14 protein-coding genes and 1 tRNA gene are annotated in these 15796 nt (G+C 66.7%); 11 read left to right on the top strand and 4 right to left on the bottom strand.

All coding sequences use genetic code 11. The annotated features are described in order from the left end of the window. Positions 1-91: 91 nt before the first annotated feature. The 4 genes from ACP3TD_RS04675 to ACP3TD_RS04660 all read left to right on the top strand — a co-directional run bounded on the left by ACP3TD_RS04675 (position 92) and on the right by ACP3TD_RS04660 (position 3812). Entirely contained in the window at positions 92-1510 is a 1419-nt protein-coding gene (locus ACP3TD_RS04675) for a phosphomannomutase/phosphoglucomutase (RefSeq protein WP_426765776.1), read from the top strand. A 3-nt stretch (positions 1511-1513) separates the two neighbouring features. Continuing rightward, positions 1514-2002 carry a hypothetical protein gene (locus ACP3TD_RS04670; RefSeq protein WP_426765775.1) on the top strand — a complete coding sequence of 163 codons (489 nt, stop codon included), beginning with the start codon at positions 1514-1516 and terminating at the stop codon, positions 2000-2002. A 15-nt stretch (positions 2003-2017) separates the two neighbouring features. Next, positions 2018-2503: an RrF2 family transcriptional regulator gene (locus tag ACP3TD_RS04665; RefSeq protein WP_426765774.1), complete on the top strand. Its 486-nt coding sequence runs from the start codon at positions 2018-2020 to the stop codon at positions 2501-2503. A 148-nt stretch (positions 2504-2651) separates the two neighbouring features. Beyond that, the gene (locus tag ACP3TD_RS04660; protein ID WP_426765773.1) at positions 2652-3812 is read left to right on the top strand and encodes a globin domain-containing protein; all 1161 of its coding nucleotides are present in this window, start codon (positions 2652-2654) and stop codon (positions 3810-3812) included. A gap of 105 nt (positions 3813-3917) precedes the next feature. Here the strand turns inward: ACP3TD_RS04660 and ACP3TD_RS04655 are convergent, their stop codons facing one another. Further along, on the bottom strand, positions 3918-5753 hold the full coding sequence (locus ACP3TD_RS04655) for a phosphoenolpyruvate carboxykinase (GTP) (RefSeq protein WP_426765772.1): 1836 nt from the start codon (positions 5751-5753) through the stop codon (positions 3918-3920). Between the two features lie 276 nt (positions 5754-6029). Between ACP3TD_RS04655 and ACP3TD_RS04650 the strand changes: the two genes are divergently transcribed. The 6 genes from ACP3TD_RS04650 to ACP3TD_RS04625 all read left to right on the top strand — a co-directional run bounded on the left by ACP3TD_RS04650 (position 6030) and on the right by ACP3TD_RS04625 (position 12261). After that, positions 6030-6103 (top strand) — tRNA-Arg (locus ACP3TD_RS04650). A 274-nt stretch (positions 6104-6377) separates the two neighbouring features. Continuing rightward, on the top strand, positions 6378-7832 hold the full coding sequence (locus ACP3TD_RS04645; protein ID WP_426765771.1) for a dihydrolipoyl dehydrogenase family protein: 1455 nt from the start codon (positions 6378-6380) through the stop codon (positions 7830-7832). 70 nt (positions 7833-7902) lie between these two features. After that, positions 7903-8739 carry an ABC transporter ATP-binding protein gene (locus ACP3TD_RS04640; protein ID WP_426765770.1) on the top strand — a complete coding sequence of 279 codons (837 nt, stop codon included), beginning with the start codon at positions 7903-7905 and terminating at the stop codon, positions 8737-8739. Beyond that, the gene (locus ACP3TD_RS04635; protein WP_426765769.1) at positions 8736-10772 is read left to right on the top strand and encodes a YhgE/Pip family protein; all 2037 of its coding nucleotides are present in this window, start codon (positions 8736-8738) and stop codon (positions 10770-10772) included. The genes ACP3TD_RS04640 and ACP3TD_RS04635 overlap by 4 nt, the downstream gene beginning before the upstream one ends. An 89-nt stretch (positions 10773-10861) precedes the next feature. Then, positions 10862-11596, top strand: coding sequence for a TetR/AcrR family transcriptional regulator (locus tag ACP3TD_RS04630; protein WP_426767130.1), 735 nt, complete (start codon positions 10862-10864; stop codon positions 11594-11596). Positions 11597-11613: 17 nt separating this feature from the next. Continuing rightward, a complete protein-coding gene (locus ACP3TD_RS04625; RefSeq protein WP_426765768.1) occupies positions 11614-12261 on the top strand; it encodes a hypothetical protein in 648 nt (215 codons plus the stop codon). On the opposite strand, the gene ACP3TD_RS04620 is transcribed toward ACP3TD_RS04625, so the two are convergent. Further along, positions 12162-13136: an EamA family transporter gene (locus ACP3TD_RS04620; protein ID WP_426765767.1), complete on the bottom strand. Its 975-nt coding sequence runs from the start codon at positions 13134-13136 to the stop codon at positions 12162-12164. The two genes, ACP3TD_RS04625 and ACP3TD_RS04620, sit on opposite strands and share 100 nt — an antisense overlap. Positions 13137-13208: 72 nt before the next feature. On the opposite strand from ACP3TD_RS04620, the gene ACP3TD_RS04615 reads away from it, so the two are divergent. Further along, positions 13209-14123 (top strand): LysR family transcriptional regulator, encoded by a 915-nt coding sequence (locus ACP3TD_RS04615; protein ID WP_426765766.1) that lies wholly within the window; start codon positions 13209-13211, stop codon positions 14121-14123. On the opposite strand, the gene ACP3TD_RS04610 is transcribed toward ACP3TD_RS04615, so the two are convergent. Then, positions 14101-14628, bottom strand: coding sequence for a SixA phosphatase family protein (locus ACP3TD_RS04610; RefSeq protein ID WP_426765765.1), 528 nt, complete (start codon positions 14626-14628; stop codon positions 14101-14103). The two genes, ACP3TD_RS04615 and ACP3TD_RS04610, sit on opposite strands and share 23 nt — an antisense overlap. Positions 14629-14875: 247 nt before the next feature. Continuing rightward, on the bottom strand, positions 14876-15742 hold the full coding sequence (locus ACP3TD_RS04605; protein WP_426765764.1) for a winged helix-turn-helix domain-containing protein: 867 nt from the start codon (positions 15740-15742) through the stop codon (positions 14876-14878). Between the last annotated feature and the right edge of the window lie 54 nt (positions 15743-15796).

The following is a 15796-nucleotide window of genomic DNA, read 5'->3' as shown; positions in this document are numbered from 1 at the left end:
TGTGGAAAGGCCCACAGATCCTTTCCGTCACAATCGCCAGCCCCGTCCCACCCTCCACAGGCACCGCACGGGTCCACGTAAGATAAAGCCCGTGACTAGCGAACAGACAACGACTTTTGACCTTTCGGCATCCTTCAAGGCCTACGACGTCCGCGGCATTGTGGGCGAATCGATCACCGCCGAAATCGTCGAAGCCGTGGGGGCCGCGTTCGTGGACGTCCTGAAGCTCGAAGGCCAGACCATCCTGGTGGGCGGCGACATGCGCCCCTCTTCCCCCGAGTTCAGCAAAGCCTTCGCCGACGGTGCTGCCACCCGCGGCGCCAACGTGGAGCTGCTGGACCTGATCTCAACCGACGAGCTCTATTTTGCCTGCGGACTCCTCAACCGGGCCGGGGCTACGTTCACCGCCAGCCACAACCCCGCCGGCTACAACGGCATCAAGATGTCCAAGGCCGGCGCTGTCCCCATCTCCTCCGAAACCGGACTGAAGGACATCCAGTCCCTGGCCGAGCACTACCTCAGCACGGGGACCATCCCGGCTGCCGGCCAGCGCGGCCAGATTGGTGTGCGTGACGTCCTGAAGGAGTACTCCGAGTACCTGCGCAAGCTGGTGGACCTCTCGGGATCCCGCCGCCTGAAGGTGGTCGTGGATGCCGGAAACGGCATGGCCGGGCTAACGACGCCCGCCGTCCTGGGTGACGCCCTGCTGCCCAAGCTTCCGTTCGACATCATTCCGCTGTACTTCGAACTGGACGGTTCCTTCCCGAACCACCCCGCCAACCCGCTGGAGCCGGAAAACCTCCGGGACCTGCAGGCCGCCGTCATCGAGCACGGCGCGGACATCGGGCTGGCCTTCGACGGCGACGCCGACCGCTGCTTCGTGGTGGACGAAAAAGGCGAGCCCGTTTCGCCGTCGGCCGTTACCGGCATGGTGGCCCGGCGCGAAATTGCCCGCGCGAAGGCCCAGGGCGAAGCCACCCCCACGATCATCCACAATCTCCTCACCTCCCGCGCCGTGGCCGAGTTGGTGGAGCACGACGGCGGCCGGGCCGTCCGTACGCGGGTGGGCCACTCCTTCATCAAGGCGGTCATGGCCGAGGAAGGCGCGGTGTTCGGCGGCGAGCACTCGGCACACTTCTACTTCCGCGACTTCTGGAACGCCGACACCGGCATGCTGGCTGCAATGCACGTTCTGGCCGCACTGGGTGAGCAGGACGGCCCGCTCTCCGAGCTGGGCCGCGAGTACGAGCCCTACGTCAGCTCCGGGGAGATCAACTCCGAGGTGGACGACAAGCCGGCTGCGGTGGAGCGCGTGCGTGCAGACTTCGCCGGCGAGGACATCACTATCGACACCCTGGACGGCAGCACGTTCACGGCCAACGACGGCAGCTACTGGTTCAACCTGCGCCCGTCCAACACCGAACCTTTCCTGCGGCTCAACGCCGAAGCAACCGACCAGGCAACAATGGAACGGGTCCGGGACCGGGTCCTGGCACTCGTGCGGGCCTAGGCCATGGCTGACCATACTGGGCCCGCAGCGGCGGGACAGGAAAGCTGGCGCGACTCTGTTCCCGAAGCCACGGCGGCGGACCTTGAAAATCTCCTAGGAACCGGCGTCAGCGCTGCCCAGGAGCAGCTTCAGCGCGCCGGCGGCTTCCTCCCGTTCGCCCTCACGGTGCAGAACGACGGCGAGGTGCGGCTGGTGGCCGTCTCCCCGGCAGACGCCGGGGAAGGCAGCGGCGCGGAGTTCGATGCTGATGCCATGATCGGCGACCTGAACGCGCTGTTGCGGCAGAACCGGGATGATTACCGCGCCGCCGCACTGGTGTGCGACATCCTTTTGGTGGAGGAAGACTCCGACGCCATCCATGTTGCCGCAGAGCACCGGGACGGCTCAGTTTTCGCCGCTGTGCTTCCCTACGCAGCCAATGCCGAAACCCAAAGCTGGGAGTTCGGCGAACTGGAAGCCGACACCAATGAACCCACAATCTGGGTGGACTAGACCAGGCGCCGGGCCATGAAGATCAACGCATTCGCCGACGTCAGCCTGCGGGCACTGATGGTCCTGGCGGCTGCCCCCGGGAACCAGCTTTTGACCACGCAGAACATTGCCGACTCCGTGGGGACGCCCTACAACCACGTCAGCAAGGCGATGGCCAGGCTCCGCACCATGGGGCTGATCGACGTGGAGCGGGGACGCACCGGCGGTTCCCGGCTGAGCAACGCCGGCAGGACGGCCACCGTGGGCCAGATCCTGCGCGAACTCGATACCCGCACGGATCCGGCCGACTGCATGTCCGCCACGGGCAATTGCCCGCTGATCAATGAGTGCAAGCTGCGCGCAGCCCTGGCCCGTGCCCGCGAGGCGTTCTACCGCGAGCTTGACCCGGTAGTTATTGCCGATCTTCCGGGGTCCCGCCAAATGGCTCCCGTGTTCGAGATGATCGGCCTCCGCCCCGGGCTCCCGGAGCCCCTCCGTCCGGGCGTGCAGCCGGGACAGTAGCCGGGCACCTCCATAACCGGGAGCGTCCTCCAGGTTTGATTTCCAACTTCTACGAGGTGTAGAACTGAGGCATAAATACTTGCATTTCAAATGCAAGCATTTTGCTAAGGCCGGACGAAGGCCCCGGTCACAAACACAGGAGTCCGCAATGCTCTCGGATAAATCCCGCCCCGTCATCGAAGCCACACTTCCGCTGGTGGGGTCACGGATCGGCGACATTACGCCCAAGTTCTATGCCCGCCTGTTCGCCGCCCACCCGGAACTCCTCGACGGCCTCTTCAGCCGCTCCAACCAGCGCAACGGCAGCCAGCAGCAGGCCCTGGCCGGAAGCATCGCCGCTTTCGCCACCCACCTGGTCAACAACCCGGGCACCCTGCCGGAAACAGTTCTCTCCCGCATCGCCCACCGCCACGCCTCCCTCGGCATCACCGAACCGCAGTACAAGGTGGTCTACGAGCACCTGTTCGCCGCCATCGCGGAGGACCTTGCCGAGGTGATCACCCCGGCGATCGCCGAGGCCTGGACCGAGGTTTACTGGCTCATGGCAGACGCGCTCATCAAACTGGAAAAAGGCCTGTACGCGGCCCAGGCCAACGGTAAAATGTGGTCACCGTGGCGCGTGGCCGCCAAGACGCCGGCCGGCGCAGGTTCCATGACGTTCACCCTGCAACCCGCCGACGACACCCCCGTCACCGAAGCACTTCCCGGCCAGTACGTCAGCGTCAAGGTCCAGCTTCCGGACGGCCTGCGCCAGGTGCGCCAGTACTCCCTGTCAGGCGAAGCTGGCACCAGCCGCAGCTTCACCACCAAAAAGGACGACGGCGGTGAGGTTTCCCCCGTCCTGCACAACAATGTCCAGGTGGGCGACATCCTCGAAATTTCGAACCCGTACGGCGAAATCACGCTCAAGGAAGGCGACGGCCCGGTGGTACTGGCCTCCGCCGGCATCGGCTGCACTCCCACGGCCTCCATCCTGCGCTCGCTCGCCGAAACCGGCTCCGACCGGCAGGTCCTGGTGCTGCACGCAGAAAGCACACTGGACAGCTGGGCCCTCCGCAGCCAGATGACGGACGACGTCGAGCGCCTGGACGGTGCCGAGCTGCAGCTGTGGCTGGAGCAGCCGGTGGATGGCGCGAAGGAAGGATTCATGTCCCTCCGCGAGGTGGATCTTCCCGCCGATGCGTCCCTGTACCTGTGCGGTCCGCTGCCGTTCATGAAGAACATCCGCAGCGAGGCCATCAACGCCGGCATCCCGGCAACCCGGATCCACTACGAGGTCTTCGGCCCGGACATCTGGCAGGCCAGCTGACGCGCTGAGTGGCCGACGCCAAGCCCTGTTATTACGACGGCGGCCCCGCACCTTTTCCGAAAAGGTGCGGGGCCGCCGTCGTTACGTCTGGTTGAACCCAACCGGCTAGCTGTGGTCCGCCATCCGGTCCTTCAGGGAATCGAGCTCGGAGCGCAGGGCATCCGGCAGCGAGTCGCCGAACTTGGCGTACCACTCCTCGATGGAGGCGAGCTCGACGTCCCACTCTTTGCGGTCGACGCGGACGGCGTCTTCAACGTGGGCGTGGGTCAGGTCCAGGCCGGTGACGTCCAGTGCGTGCCCGGCGGGGACGTATCCGATGGGGGTCTCGACGGCGTCCGCCTTGCCCTCGATCCGCTCGATGGCCCATTTGAGGACGCGGGCGTTGTCGCCGAAGCCGGGCCAGGCGAAGCCACCGTCAGCTGTGCGGCGGAACCAGTTCACCAGGAAAATGTGCGGCAGCCGTTCCGGGTTGGCCTTGCCGGAGACGCTGATCCAGTGCTTCAGGTAGTCGCCGGCGTCGTAACCGATGAACGGCAGCATGGCCATGGGATCGCGGCGGAGCACGCCAACCTGTCCGGCGGCCGCGGCGGTGGTCTCGGAGGACAGGGTTGAACCCATGAAGATGCCGTTGGACCAGCTGCGGGCCTCGGTCACCAGGGGGATGGTGGTCTTGCGGCGGCCGCCGAACAGGATGGCCGAAAGTTCCACACCCTCCGGGCTGTAGTACTCCTCGGCCAGCATGTCGATCTGAGCGATCGGTGTGCAGAAACGGGAGTTCGGGTGCGCGGCGGGCTTGTCCGAGTCCGGAGTCCAGGAGTTGCCCTGCCAGTCGGTCAGGTGGGCCGGAACCTCGTCCGTCATTCCCTCCCACCAGACGCCGCCGTCGTCGGTCAGGGCGACGTTGGTGAAGATGCTGTTGCCCTTGGCGATGGCGCGCATGGCGTTGGGGTTGGTGCCCCAGCCGGTGCCGGGCGCGACGCCGAAGAGGCCGGCCTCAGGGTTGGTGGCGCGGAGTTCGCCTTCCTTGCCGATCCGCATCCAGGTGATGTCGTCGCCGAGCGTCTCCACTTCCCACCCTTCGATGGTGGGATCGAGCAGTGCGAGGTTGGTCTTGCCGCAGGCGGAGGGGAAGGCGGCGGAAACGTAGTAGTTCTTCTTTTCCGGCGAGGTCAGCTTGAGGATGAGCATGTGCTCGGCCAGCCAGCCTTCGTCGCGGGCCATGACCGAGGCGATGCGCAGGGCGTAGCACTTCTTGCCGAGCAGCGCGTTGCCGCCGTAGCCGGAGCCAAAGGACCAGATGGAGCGCTCTTCGGGGAAGTGGACGATCCACTTGTCCGGGTTGCACGGCCATGCCACATCGTCCTGCCCGCGCTCGAGGGGTGCGCCCAGGGAGTGCAGGGCCGGAACGAAGAACGCGTTGGTCTCGGTGATCTTGTCCAGAACGGCGGTACCGATATTGGCCATGATGCGCATCGAGGCCACAACGTAGGCGCTGTCCGTGATTTCGACGCCGAACTTGGGGTCCTCCGCGTCAAGATGGCCCATGACGAAGGGGATGACGTACATGGTGCGGCCGCGCATGGAGCCGGCGAACAGGCCGCGCAGCTTCTCCTTCATCTCCGTCGGAGCCATCCAGTTGTTGGTGAAGCCGGCGTCGCGCTTGTTCTCGGAGCAGATGAAGGTCTGCTCCTCGACCCGGGCGACGTCGGCCGGATCGGAGAAGGCTGCGAAGGAGTTGGGGAACAGGTCCTGGTTGAGCCTGGTTAGCGTGCCGGCGGCAACGAGTTCATCGGTGAGGCGCGTGTTCTCCTCTTCGGACCCGTCAACCCAGTAGATGCGGTCCGGCTGCGTCAGCTCAGCAACTTCTTCGACCCATGCCAGCAGTCCGGCATGTGTGGTGGGTGCTTCGTCAAGCAGCGGCTTCTGTGCCAGATCGCCCATTGCGGTTCCCTTCCTCGGGTTCATCGGTGTGTCCTAAATGCTATGGTCCGGACCAGTGCCGGTTTTCGGCAGTTTGCTTGCTACAACTTTGCTCAAAAGGCGGATTCCGCGGGATTTCAAGGAATATTTGTGGAAAAGTCTACGATTAAGTGAGGAAGGTCACCTAGACCGGTCTAGTAGTGCAGATAACAGGGCTCTCGATTTGGCACTCCGTCGAGACTCGCGTAAAGTAATTCGAGTTCCAAGGAGAGCGGTTCTTCTCCGGGAACACGAGATGCGCCCATAGCTCAGCTGGATAGAGCGTCTGTCTACGGAACAGAAGGTCAGGGGTTCGAATCCCTTTGGGCGCACAGATGAGGTCCGCACCGGTTCGCCGGTGCGGACCTCTTGCTTTAAGTCCCGGATTTATGGACTACCCACGCCCGCGACGACGCCGCCAATCCCGGCCTTATTCGCGAGTCAGAACCTTCAAAGCCCAGATATGCGAAGAAGGCCAGGATCCACGAAGACTGCTCGGGGGCTGGCCGCGACCTTGCAGACCAGCAACTTTCGCCACACCATTCCGCTGTGCAGCCACCAGCCAACCTGCAAGCCCTGTCCGGCCGCCCGGCGTAGGCTGTCCCCATGATTCCTGAGCCTGCTGGGCGCGAGTATGACGTAGTAATAATCGGTGCCGGAGCTGCCGGCGAAAACGTGGCGGACCGCGTGGTCAAGGGCGGGCTCACCGCCGTACTCGTTGAGGCCGAACTGGTGGGCGGCGAATGCTCGTACTGGGCCTGCATGCCATCCAAGGCCCTGCTCCGGCCGGGCACCGCACTGCACGGGGCGCAGACGACGCCCGGCGCCAAGGAGGCCGTCACCCGGACCCTGGATGCCAAAGCCGTCCTGTCCCGCAGGAACTACTTCACGTCCAACTGGCAGGATGACGGACAAGTGGAATGGGTCAAGGACTCCGGCATCGAGCTGATCCGCGGCCACGCCTTCCTCACCGGGCCCAGGACTGTTGAGGTGGCAGGGCTGGACGGAACAGACCACCGGCTCAAGGCCAGGCACGCCGTGGTCCTGGCCACCGGATCGGTGCCCACCCAACCGCCCATTGACGGACTGGCGGACGTTCAGGTCTGGAGTAATCGGGAAGCCACCTCGGCCAGCGAGGTGCCGGCCCGGCTGGCGGTGCTGGGCGGCGGCGTGGCAGGAACTGAACTGGCCCAAGCCTTTGCCCGGTTGGGCTCGGCGGTAACGCTCATTGCGCGCAGCGGCCTGTTGGGAAGCTTCCCGGAAGAAGCCGCCGGGCTTGTTGCCGCCGGCCTGCGGGCTGACGGCGTGGACCTTCGCCTCCACACGGCCACGCAGCGGATCGGAACGGACGACGACGGGGCGTTCAGAATCGAGCTCGGCGACGGTTCCAGCATCACGGCGGATAAGGTCCTGGTCTCCACGGGCCGGCACCCAGCCCTTGAGGGACTTGGCCTGGAAAGCGTCGGTTTCGGCGCGGACGCGGACGGGCGGCTGCTCCTTGAAACGGACAACACCGGGCTGGTCCAGGCCGCGCAGGGTGACGGGGGCTGGCTGTATGCGGTGGGCGACGCCGCGGGCAAGAACCTCTATACGCACCAGGGCAAATACGAGGCCCGCGCCACCGGGGACGCCATTGCAGCCCGCGCCAGGGGAGAACTGGACGGACGTCCGGCCGACTGGAGCCGCTTCGCCCAGACCGCCAACGATCACGCCGTACCCGGGGTGGTCTTCACCGATCCGGAACTCGCAACGGTGGGCCGCAGTCTCCAGCGGGCCCGCAAAGACGGCTACAACGTCTCATCAGTGGAGCTCCCCATCCAGGTTGCGGGGTCCTCCCTGCACTCCGAGAACTACGGGGGCTGGGCGCAGCTGGTCATCGACGAGGACCGGAAAGTTCTCTTGGGCGCCACTTTCGCCGGGCCGGACGTGGCCGAGCTCCTGCATGCGGCGACCATCGCCGTCGTGGGTGAAGTTCCGCTCCACCGGCTGTGGCATGCGGTCCCCGCCTACCCCACCATCAGCGAGGTGTGGCTGCGCCTGCTGGAGAAGTATGGGCTGTAGGGCCCATTATTTGAACTGACCGGTCAGTTTGGTTAGTCTTGGAGCAGACACTTTCTGTGAAAGGCCCCTCTTGCTCTCAGCACGCCAGCTTTCCGTCAAAGGCCGCCGCGATCCCCTGCTCCCTCCCACCACGGTTGCCGTGGAGCGGGGACAGCTCCTGCTGGTGGCCGGTGACCGCCAGGACCAGCGCACGGCCCTTGCCCTTGCCCTTAGCGGGCGGATGAAATCCACGGGCGGCTCTGTCGCCTGGGACGGGCAGCAGCGCACCCGGCAGCTGCGGCTGGCCAGTGCCCTGGTGGACTCCCCCGGCGTGAACGAGCCGGAGGAACACCTGAGCGTGCGCGACCTCGTGACGGAGGACCTTGCCCTGGTGCCGCGCCGCTACCGCGGTGCGCTGCTCAGCGGCCCGTGGCTCAAAGTGAACCGCTTCGAGGACATCGCGGGCCTCTGGACCGAACAGCTGGACCCCGCCCGGCGGCTGGAGCTTCTGACCGCCCTGGCGCTGGCCAACCCGCACACCGACCTGCTCGTGGTGGACTCTCCGGACAGGCACAGCGCGGACAACGCCGCCTGGCTGCCCCGCCTGCAGGCATTGGCGTCCGACGCCGGAAGGCCGCTCGCGGTCATCGCCACCGTGCGCGCCCTCCCGCCGTCGTGGGACGGCCCGTCCGCCGTCGTGGGCAACGATGCCGTGGCAAACGTGCCCGTGACGGAAACTGGCGAGCCGATCGATGGCGGGCAGACCGCCCGGCACGAAGCTGCGTCCCGTGACGACGCGATGCCGAAGCATCCGGACGAAGACGAAGCCCTCAACGTGGGTACCCACGGCCATGAAAGCCGGGCCACCCCTGCACACACCGGGCAGCATGTCCGGACCGATGAACTCGAAACCGAGGTTGCCAAGTGACAGTCATCCGGCTGGCCCGCTCCGAACTCAAGCGCATGACCGGCGGGCTGTTGCCCAAGCTGACCATCCTGGCGCTGACCATGGTCCCCCTCCTGTACGGGGCCGTCTACCTGTACGCCAACTGGAACCCCTACGGCCACCTGAACAACCTCGATGCCGCCCTGGTGGTGGAGGATACGGGGGCCGGCAGCAGCGACGGTACCCGCCTGGAGGCCGGGTCGAAGGTGGCGGACAGCCTGGTGGAGGGCAATGTCTTCCACTGGATCCCGGTGGAGAGCTCCGCGGCAGCGGATGAGGGCGTCAGCAGCGGCCAGTATGCCTTTGCCCTGAAGATCCCCAAGGACTTCTCCGCCAACCTGGCGTCCCCTGGCAGCTTCGATTCCGCGAGCCAAGCGATGCTCAACGTCACCACCAACGATGCGAACAACTACCTCCTCAGCACCATCGTGGACAAGCTGACCACTGCGGTTCACACCACGGTGGCCACCGTGGTGGGTGAGGAAACCGCGAACCAGCTGCTCACCGGCTTTGGAACCATCCACACGCAAATGGTGAAAGCGGCCGACGGCGCGGGGCAGCTGGCGGACGGCGTCGCCTCCCTCCGCGACGGCACCGTGACGCTGCATCAGGGAACCACGGATCTGAGCAACGGAGCCTCCCAGCTCCAGGCGGGGCAGCTGAAGCTCCGGGACGGGGCCAACCAGCTCACCGACGGCGCCGGCCAGCTGAGCAGCGGGCTGTCGGTGTTGAAGGATAAGACCGGGTCGCTCCCCACCGACTCGCAGACGCTTGCGTCCGGCGCGGCGCAGGTGGCCGCCGGGAATGCCCAGCTCAACACCAAGGTCCAGGACGTGGCAACGCAGCTGGAGGCGGCGGACCGGGGGCTGCGGGCACGGGTAGTGGAGTCGAACAGCAGGCTGGTGGCCTCGGGCACCCTGACGCAGGAGCAGGCCAACGCCATCCTTGCAGACTTCGATGCCGCGGCGACGTCCAGCCCGGTGGCCGCCGCCAAGGCGAAGCTGCAGTCGGACGCGGCCCAGATCCAGCAGCTCGCCGACGGCTCTGAGGCCGTGAGTGTGGGCGCCGCGCAGCTGGCCGCCGCGACGCCCGCCCTGAAGGATGCCATCCGGCAGGCCTCCAGCGGCGCCGATCAGCTCCATACCGGTGCCGCCACGCTGGCCACGGGCGAGCAGGCAGCGCTGGACGGTACCTCCAGCCTGGCCGCGGGGGCCCAGAAGCTCGATTCCGGCGCTGCCCAGCTGGCCGACGGTGCCGGCACGGCAGCGGACGGTTCACGCACGCTGGCCGACGAGATCGGCAAGGGTGCGGGGCAGGTTCCCAACCCCGACGACGCCCAGAAGGACAACCTGTCCAGGGTCATGGCGGATCCGGTTGCGGTCAGCAACGTTTCGCAGGCCAAGGCCAACTCCTACGGCGCCGGGCTGGCACCGTTCTTCCTCACGCTGGCCCTGTGGATCGGCATTTTCATGCTGGTGCAGGCGATGCGCCCCATCACCCAGCGGGCGCTGGCCTCCAACGCCCCGTCCTGGAAGATCGCCCTGGGCGGCTGGCTCCCCTTCCTGGCTGTATCCGTTGTGCAGGCGTCCCTGCTGACCCTGGTGGTGAACGTCGCCCTGGGCCTGAACCCCGCTCATCCGGTGATGATGTGGCTGTTCATGCTGGCCGCGGCCATGGCGTTCAGCGCCCTGATCCAGGGGATCGTTGCGCTGCTGGGCTCCCCCGGCAAGCTGGTGGTGCTCATCCTGCTGGTGCTCCAGCTCGTGTCCTCGGGAGGCACCTTCCCCTGGCAAACCACGCCACAGCCCCTGCATGTGGTGCACGAGATCCTTCCCATGGGATACGTGGTGACCGGAATGAGGCACCTGATCTACGGGGCGGACCTGTCCATGATCCTGCCCACCGTGGCCGGGCTGCTGGGCTACACCCTGCTGGGTACCGTGATGTCCACGCTGGCAGTGCGCAAGAACAAGTACTGGACCCTGAAGACGCTCAAGCCGGAGATTGCCGTATGAGCAAGGACCCGGAGGATACGGTCGCTGCCTCGGCAGCCGGGGCAGCGACAGACGGGGCAGCAGCAGCTGCCGTCCTGGAAACGGCGGAAATGGGCACCCACCCCTTGGACGTTGCGAAGGCACGGCGGCCGGCCAGGACCACGGCCACCCGGCAGAAGCTGTTCGACGCCTCCATGGCACTGATCGGCGAGCGCGGGGCCGCAAACGTGACGGTGGACGAAATCGCCGCGGCCGCAGGGGTTTCGAAAGGTACCGTCTACTACAACTTCGGCAGCAAGTCTGAACTGATCGCCCAGCTGCTGAGGCATGGTGTGGACATCCTGAAGGCCAGGCTGCTGGGAGCCGCCGACGCCGGGAACCCACGTTCCGGACGCCCGCGCAAGGCCAATAAGGCCGGCGGTGCCGAAGCCGGGAGTTCCACTGGTTCGGACGGGGATCCCTCCGTTTGGGCCGGGGATCCCCTGGTGGCCATGGAGGCGATGATCGGGCAGGCCATGGATTTCATGGCCGAGTACCCGTCCTTCGCCCGGTTGTGGGTGAGCGAGAACTGGCGCATCCCCAGCGAGTGGCAGGGCACCTTCGCGGTGCTTCGCGGAGAGCTGCTGGAGGTGGTGGGGCAGGCCGTGGACAACGTGGCGAAGGCCTACCCGGTGGACGAGTCCGTACCCCGCGGGAGCCTTGAAACGGCCATCTTCGGCGCCTGCTTCGTGGTGGGCCTGGACCGGCAGACCTACAACCCCGAACGCACCCGTGACCAAAGCGTTGCAGCAATCATGGCCATCATGCGCGGCTACGTCCTGAAGGATGCGCACCCTCGGGGATGATGGAGCACATGCGTCACATGGGCAACAGTGGAAAGTTTGCGGTCATTTGCGGCATCGTCGCGGCCGGGCTGCTGGTCCTGACCGGAATGACGCTCGCTGAGCCGGTGTTCCTGGCGTTCCTCGGCGTCCTGGCGCTGGCCTATGTGGCCGCCGTCGCGGAGCTGCTGGTCCGGCGGCGGCACCTGGCCCTCCTGGCAACGGGTGCGGGTACCAGCATCACCATCGCGTGCTCGCTCGCATTCCTGAGCACCTGGGAGCTGGCGTTCGACGGCGAGTCATCCTTCATCGGCACCCCGCTGCCCACGAACGATCCGGACAACTACTTCATGGTGGCCGCTGCCGCCGCTGCGGGGACCCTCGCGGTCCTCTTCCTGGGCGCCGCGTGGCCGTCCCGCCGTCGTGCTGGCACAGGGCGCAAGCCTGCGACGGCGCGACGCAGGCCGGTGGCTGCCGGACGGCCCACCGGCCGGGGATCTGCACCGAACCCCGTGCAGCGTCCGGGCGTGCAGAGGCCCGGCGCGCAGGGTTCGGGCGTGCAGAGGTCAGGACCGCAGCGCTCGGCGGCTCAGCGCGCCCCGGGGACCCGGCCGCCGGCCAGGTTGCCGTCCACGCCCGCCCGCCGCCCGTCGCCGAAATCCGGCAACGGCTCAATCACTGGCCGCTGAGGCGGCCCGCTTCTGAACGTCACCACCGCCGTCGCCACGCCCGCAAGGAGCAGCAGGCCGCCCGCAATTTCCGTTGGCGTGGGAATTTCTGCGAGGACCAGCCAGGCCGTGCCCATGCCCACCACCGGGACCAGCAGGGTGAAGGGAACAACGGCCGACGACGGGTGGCTGGCCAGCAGCCGGTTCCAGATTCCGTAGCCCACCAGGGAGGCGAACACGGCAGTGTACAGCGCGCTCAGCATTGTGGGCGCCTGCAGGTGCGCTAGCGTCCCCAGCACCGCGCCGGGGCCGTCCACCACCAGCGACAAGGCGAACAGGGGCAGCGGCACTACAGCGCCGGACCACACCACCAGGCCCAGCCCCGAGGCCGCCCGCGCCTTCCGGGCAATGACGTTCCCGGCGGCCCAGGACAGTGCGGCTGCGAGGACGATGAGGAAGGGCAGCAGGGGTGCCACGGCACTGCGGCCCACGGCGACGACGGCCAGCCCCGCCACGCCGAGCACCACCCCGGCAAGCTGGCGGGGTCCGGGCCGTTCACCGAGGAGGACGGCGGCCAGCAGGACCGTCAGGAGCACCTGCGCCTGCAGGACCAAAGAAGCGAGCCCTGCCGGCATTCCCAGCGCCATGGCCAGGTACAGGAGCCCAAACTGCCCGGCACTCATGAAGAGGCCGACGCCGATGATCGCCTTCCAGCTGACATCCGGTTTGCGGACGAAGAAGATCCACGGGACCACCACCAGGACGAAGCGCATCGCCACGAACAGGAGCGGCGGGACGTCCCCTCCCCCGGGGTGCAGCCCGATGTCGATGGCCACGAAATTCAGGCCCCACAGAATGGCTACCAGGACGGCGAGGAGGGAGTTGCGGAGGTTCACCCCCTCAGAGTGGCAGAACAGCCAATGAAGCACCAGCGTTTATTTGCGCGGGTGATCGTGTACTTTTGCTTCATGATTGATATCGGGTCGCTCCGGGCCTTGGCCGCGATTGAACAGTACCGGTCCGTCATTGCCGCCTCCGAAGCCATGGGGTTCAGCCCCTCGGCCGTCTCCCAGCAGGTCAAGAAGCTGGAGAAGGAAGCAGGCTTCGCCGTGCTGGAACGCCGGGGACGGGGCGTGCTGCTCACTGAACGTGGCGTAGCGCTGGCGGCCTATGGGCGACGCATCCTGGCCGAACTCGAAGAACTCCAGTCGACCCTGCTGACCGATCCGGCCAAACCCAGCGGGCAGCTGCGGGTGGTGGCATTTTCCACGGCATGCCGCGGGCTGGCAGGTCCGCTGCTGGGCAGGCTGGCCAAGGCCGAAAGCGACCTGGACGTCAGCGTCCTGGCCGAGGACCCCCGCGAGGCAGTGGCCCGCGTGGCTAACGGCGAGGCGGACCTGGGCCTGGTGCACAACTGGAATTCTGTGCCTCTGGTGATTCCCGAGCATCTGTCTCTGGAGTGGCTGTGCGAGGACATCGCCGACGTCCTGGTGCACAGCAGCCATCCGCTGGCAGGGCACTCCGGCGTCACACCGGCGGACCTGGTGGACGAGCAGTGGATCAGCACCCCGCATGGGGCCATCTGCAACGAAGCCCTGCTGAGGATCTTCGCCGATCTTGGGCGGGTTCCCGACATCAAGGTTTACGACCCCGATTTCGCCACCCACATCGCCCTCGTGGAGCAGGCCGCGGTGGTGGCCCTGGTTCCGCGGCTGGGCCGTCCCGCGTTGCCAGAAGACGTAATTGCCGTGCCCGTCACGGACCCCGTCCAGGCGCGGCAGGTGGGCATTGTCCACCGAAGGACCATGACGGCCAGCCCCGGCATCCGCTACGTGTCAGAACTGCTGCGCGAGATCGCTGCTAATGGGCCCGGGGAACCTTGAACCTGGTGATGCGGGCGTCCTGCCCGTCCAGCTCGGCCCACGACTTTTCGGTTTCCAGGACCGTCAGGGCGCTGGTGGGATACCGGGTGGCGGCGTCCATATAGGCGTCGTGGTCGGAGTCCCGGGAAGCCAGGTGCATCGCCAAATCCTGGACGCCCGGCAGGTGCGAGATCAGCATCAGCGTGGTCACGGTGTCCGGAACGTGGTTGACCACGGCAAGCATGCGCAGGGCCGAGGCGGCATACAGCCCGTCCTCGAGCTTGGGCGTAGGGGCTTTGTCCCCCAGCTCCGAGCACACCCAGGTGCAGGTCTGGCGGGTACGCAGGGCACTCGAGCACAGGATGAAGTCAGGGACGATGTTGTGCTTGAGCAGCCACTTCCCAGCCAGCGGCGCCTCCCGGTGGCCGCGCTCCTCGAGGGGCCGCTCCTGGTCGGCAACCCCGCCGGGCCAGTCGGCCTTGGAGTGCCGCATGATCACAAGCCGGCGAAGATGGTGCTCACTCATGGGCCAAGCCTATCGCCAGCAACTGCAAGCAAAGGCAGGAGGGGCAGCCGAAGAAGCGTCACGCCAAGCACGCTTTAAGGGGCAGGCAAGAAGGGAATCAGCGGAATACCGGGAGCCAGCAGAACAAAGAGCGGCGAAAACGTGCCCCCGTGATGCGAGTCCCACCAGCCGCGGAGGCCAATGATTGGGGACTCAGGACGCGCCAAACGGCTTTCTGCGTAGTGCCGCCTTAGGGCGGAGGCTGAGCCTAGATCGAGTATTCCGGAGCGGCCCAGACGACGACCTCGGGGTGCTCGTAGAAACGGTAGCCCTGTCCGCGGACCGTGCGGACGGTGTTGGCCAGGCGGCCGAGCTTGGAGCGCAGGCGGCGGATGTGGACGTCGATGGTGCGCTCGTTGGGGACCTCTTCGGCATTGCGCCACAGGCCCTCGAGCAGTTCGTCGCGGCCGACGGTGCGGGTGCCGTTTTCCACCAGGTAGTTCAGGAGTTCGAACTCCTTGAAGGTCAGGTTGAGGGATTCCCCGTCGAGGTGGACTTCGCGGCGGGCGAGGTCGATCAGGACGCCGGAGGGGCGGGGCTCCTGCGGCTGCTGGGGCCGGGGTGCCTCGGTGCGCTGCCGGGCGTTGACGGTGGGGTCGCCGAAGGTGGAACGGACGACGTCGAGCGCGGAACCGGGGGTGCCGGCGGGGGCAACGGCCACGGCGGCGTAGCTTTCGGCGCCGGTCACCAGGGACTGGGCGTAGGCGCGGATTTCCTGGGCAAGCTTGGCAATGGAGGTGCCGGCAGCTGCAGCGGTTTCCTCATCAATACCCATGTAGAGAACAAACCCGCGGGCCACGTTCTCATTCGGAACCGGCCGGACGGCGTTGGACCCGGCCACCACAGGGGTGGGGGCGGTGATGGGGGCCGCGGTCTCCGTGGGCTGCACAGCGCGGAGCTGGCCGTAGGAGTTGGGGTTGTAGCCCTGCGGTGCGTAGCCCTGAGCCGGGAAGCTGTTTCCGGGCGTCGGAGCAAGCGAGGGGCGGGGGCCGAAACCGGGGCGGAGGCCCGACGGCTGGCCTGCCTTGGCGGCGTTACGGACGGAGATGTGGACGTATCCGGATGCAACTGACATGGAATGCTTACCTCAATGTGAATGGCCGCCATAGCGGCACTCGAATGCTGGGTT

The organism is Pseudarthrobacter sp. 1G09 (assembly GCF_050038305.1).
GTDB classification, from domain to species: Bacteria; Actinomycetota; Actinomycetes; order Actinomycetales; family Micrococcaceae; genus Arthrobacter; species Arthrobacter equi.
This window is presented reverse-complemented; position numbering and strand designations above follow the sequence as displayed.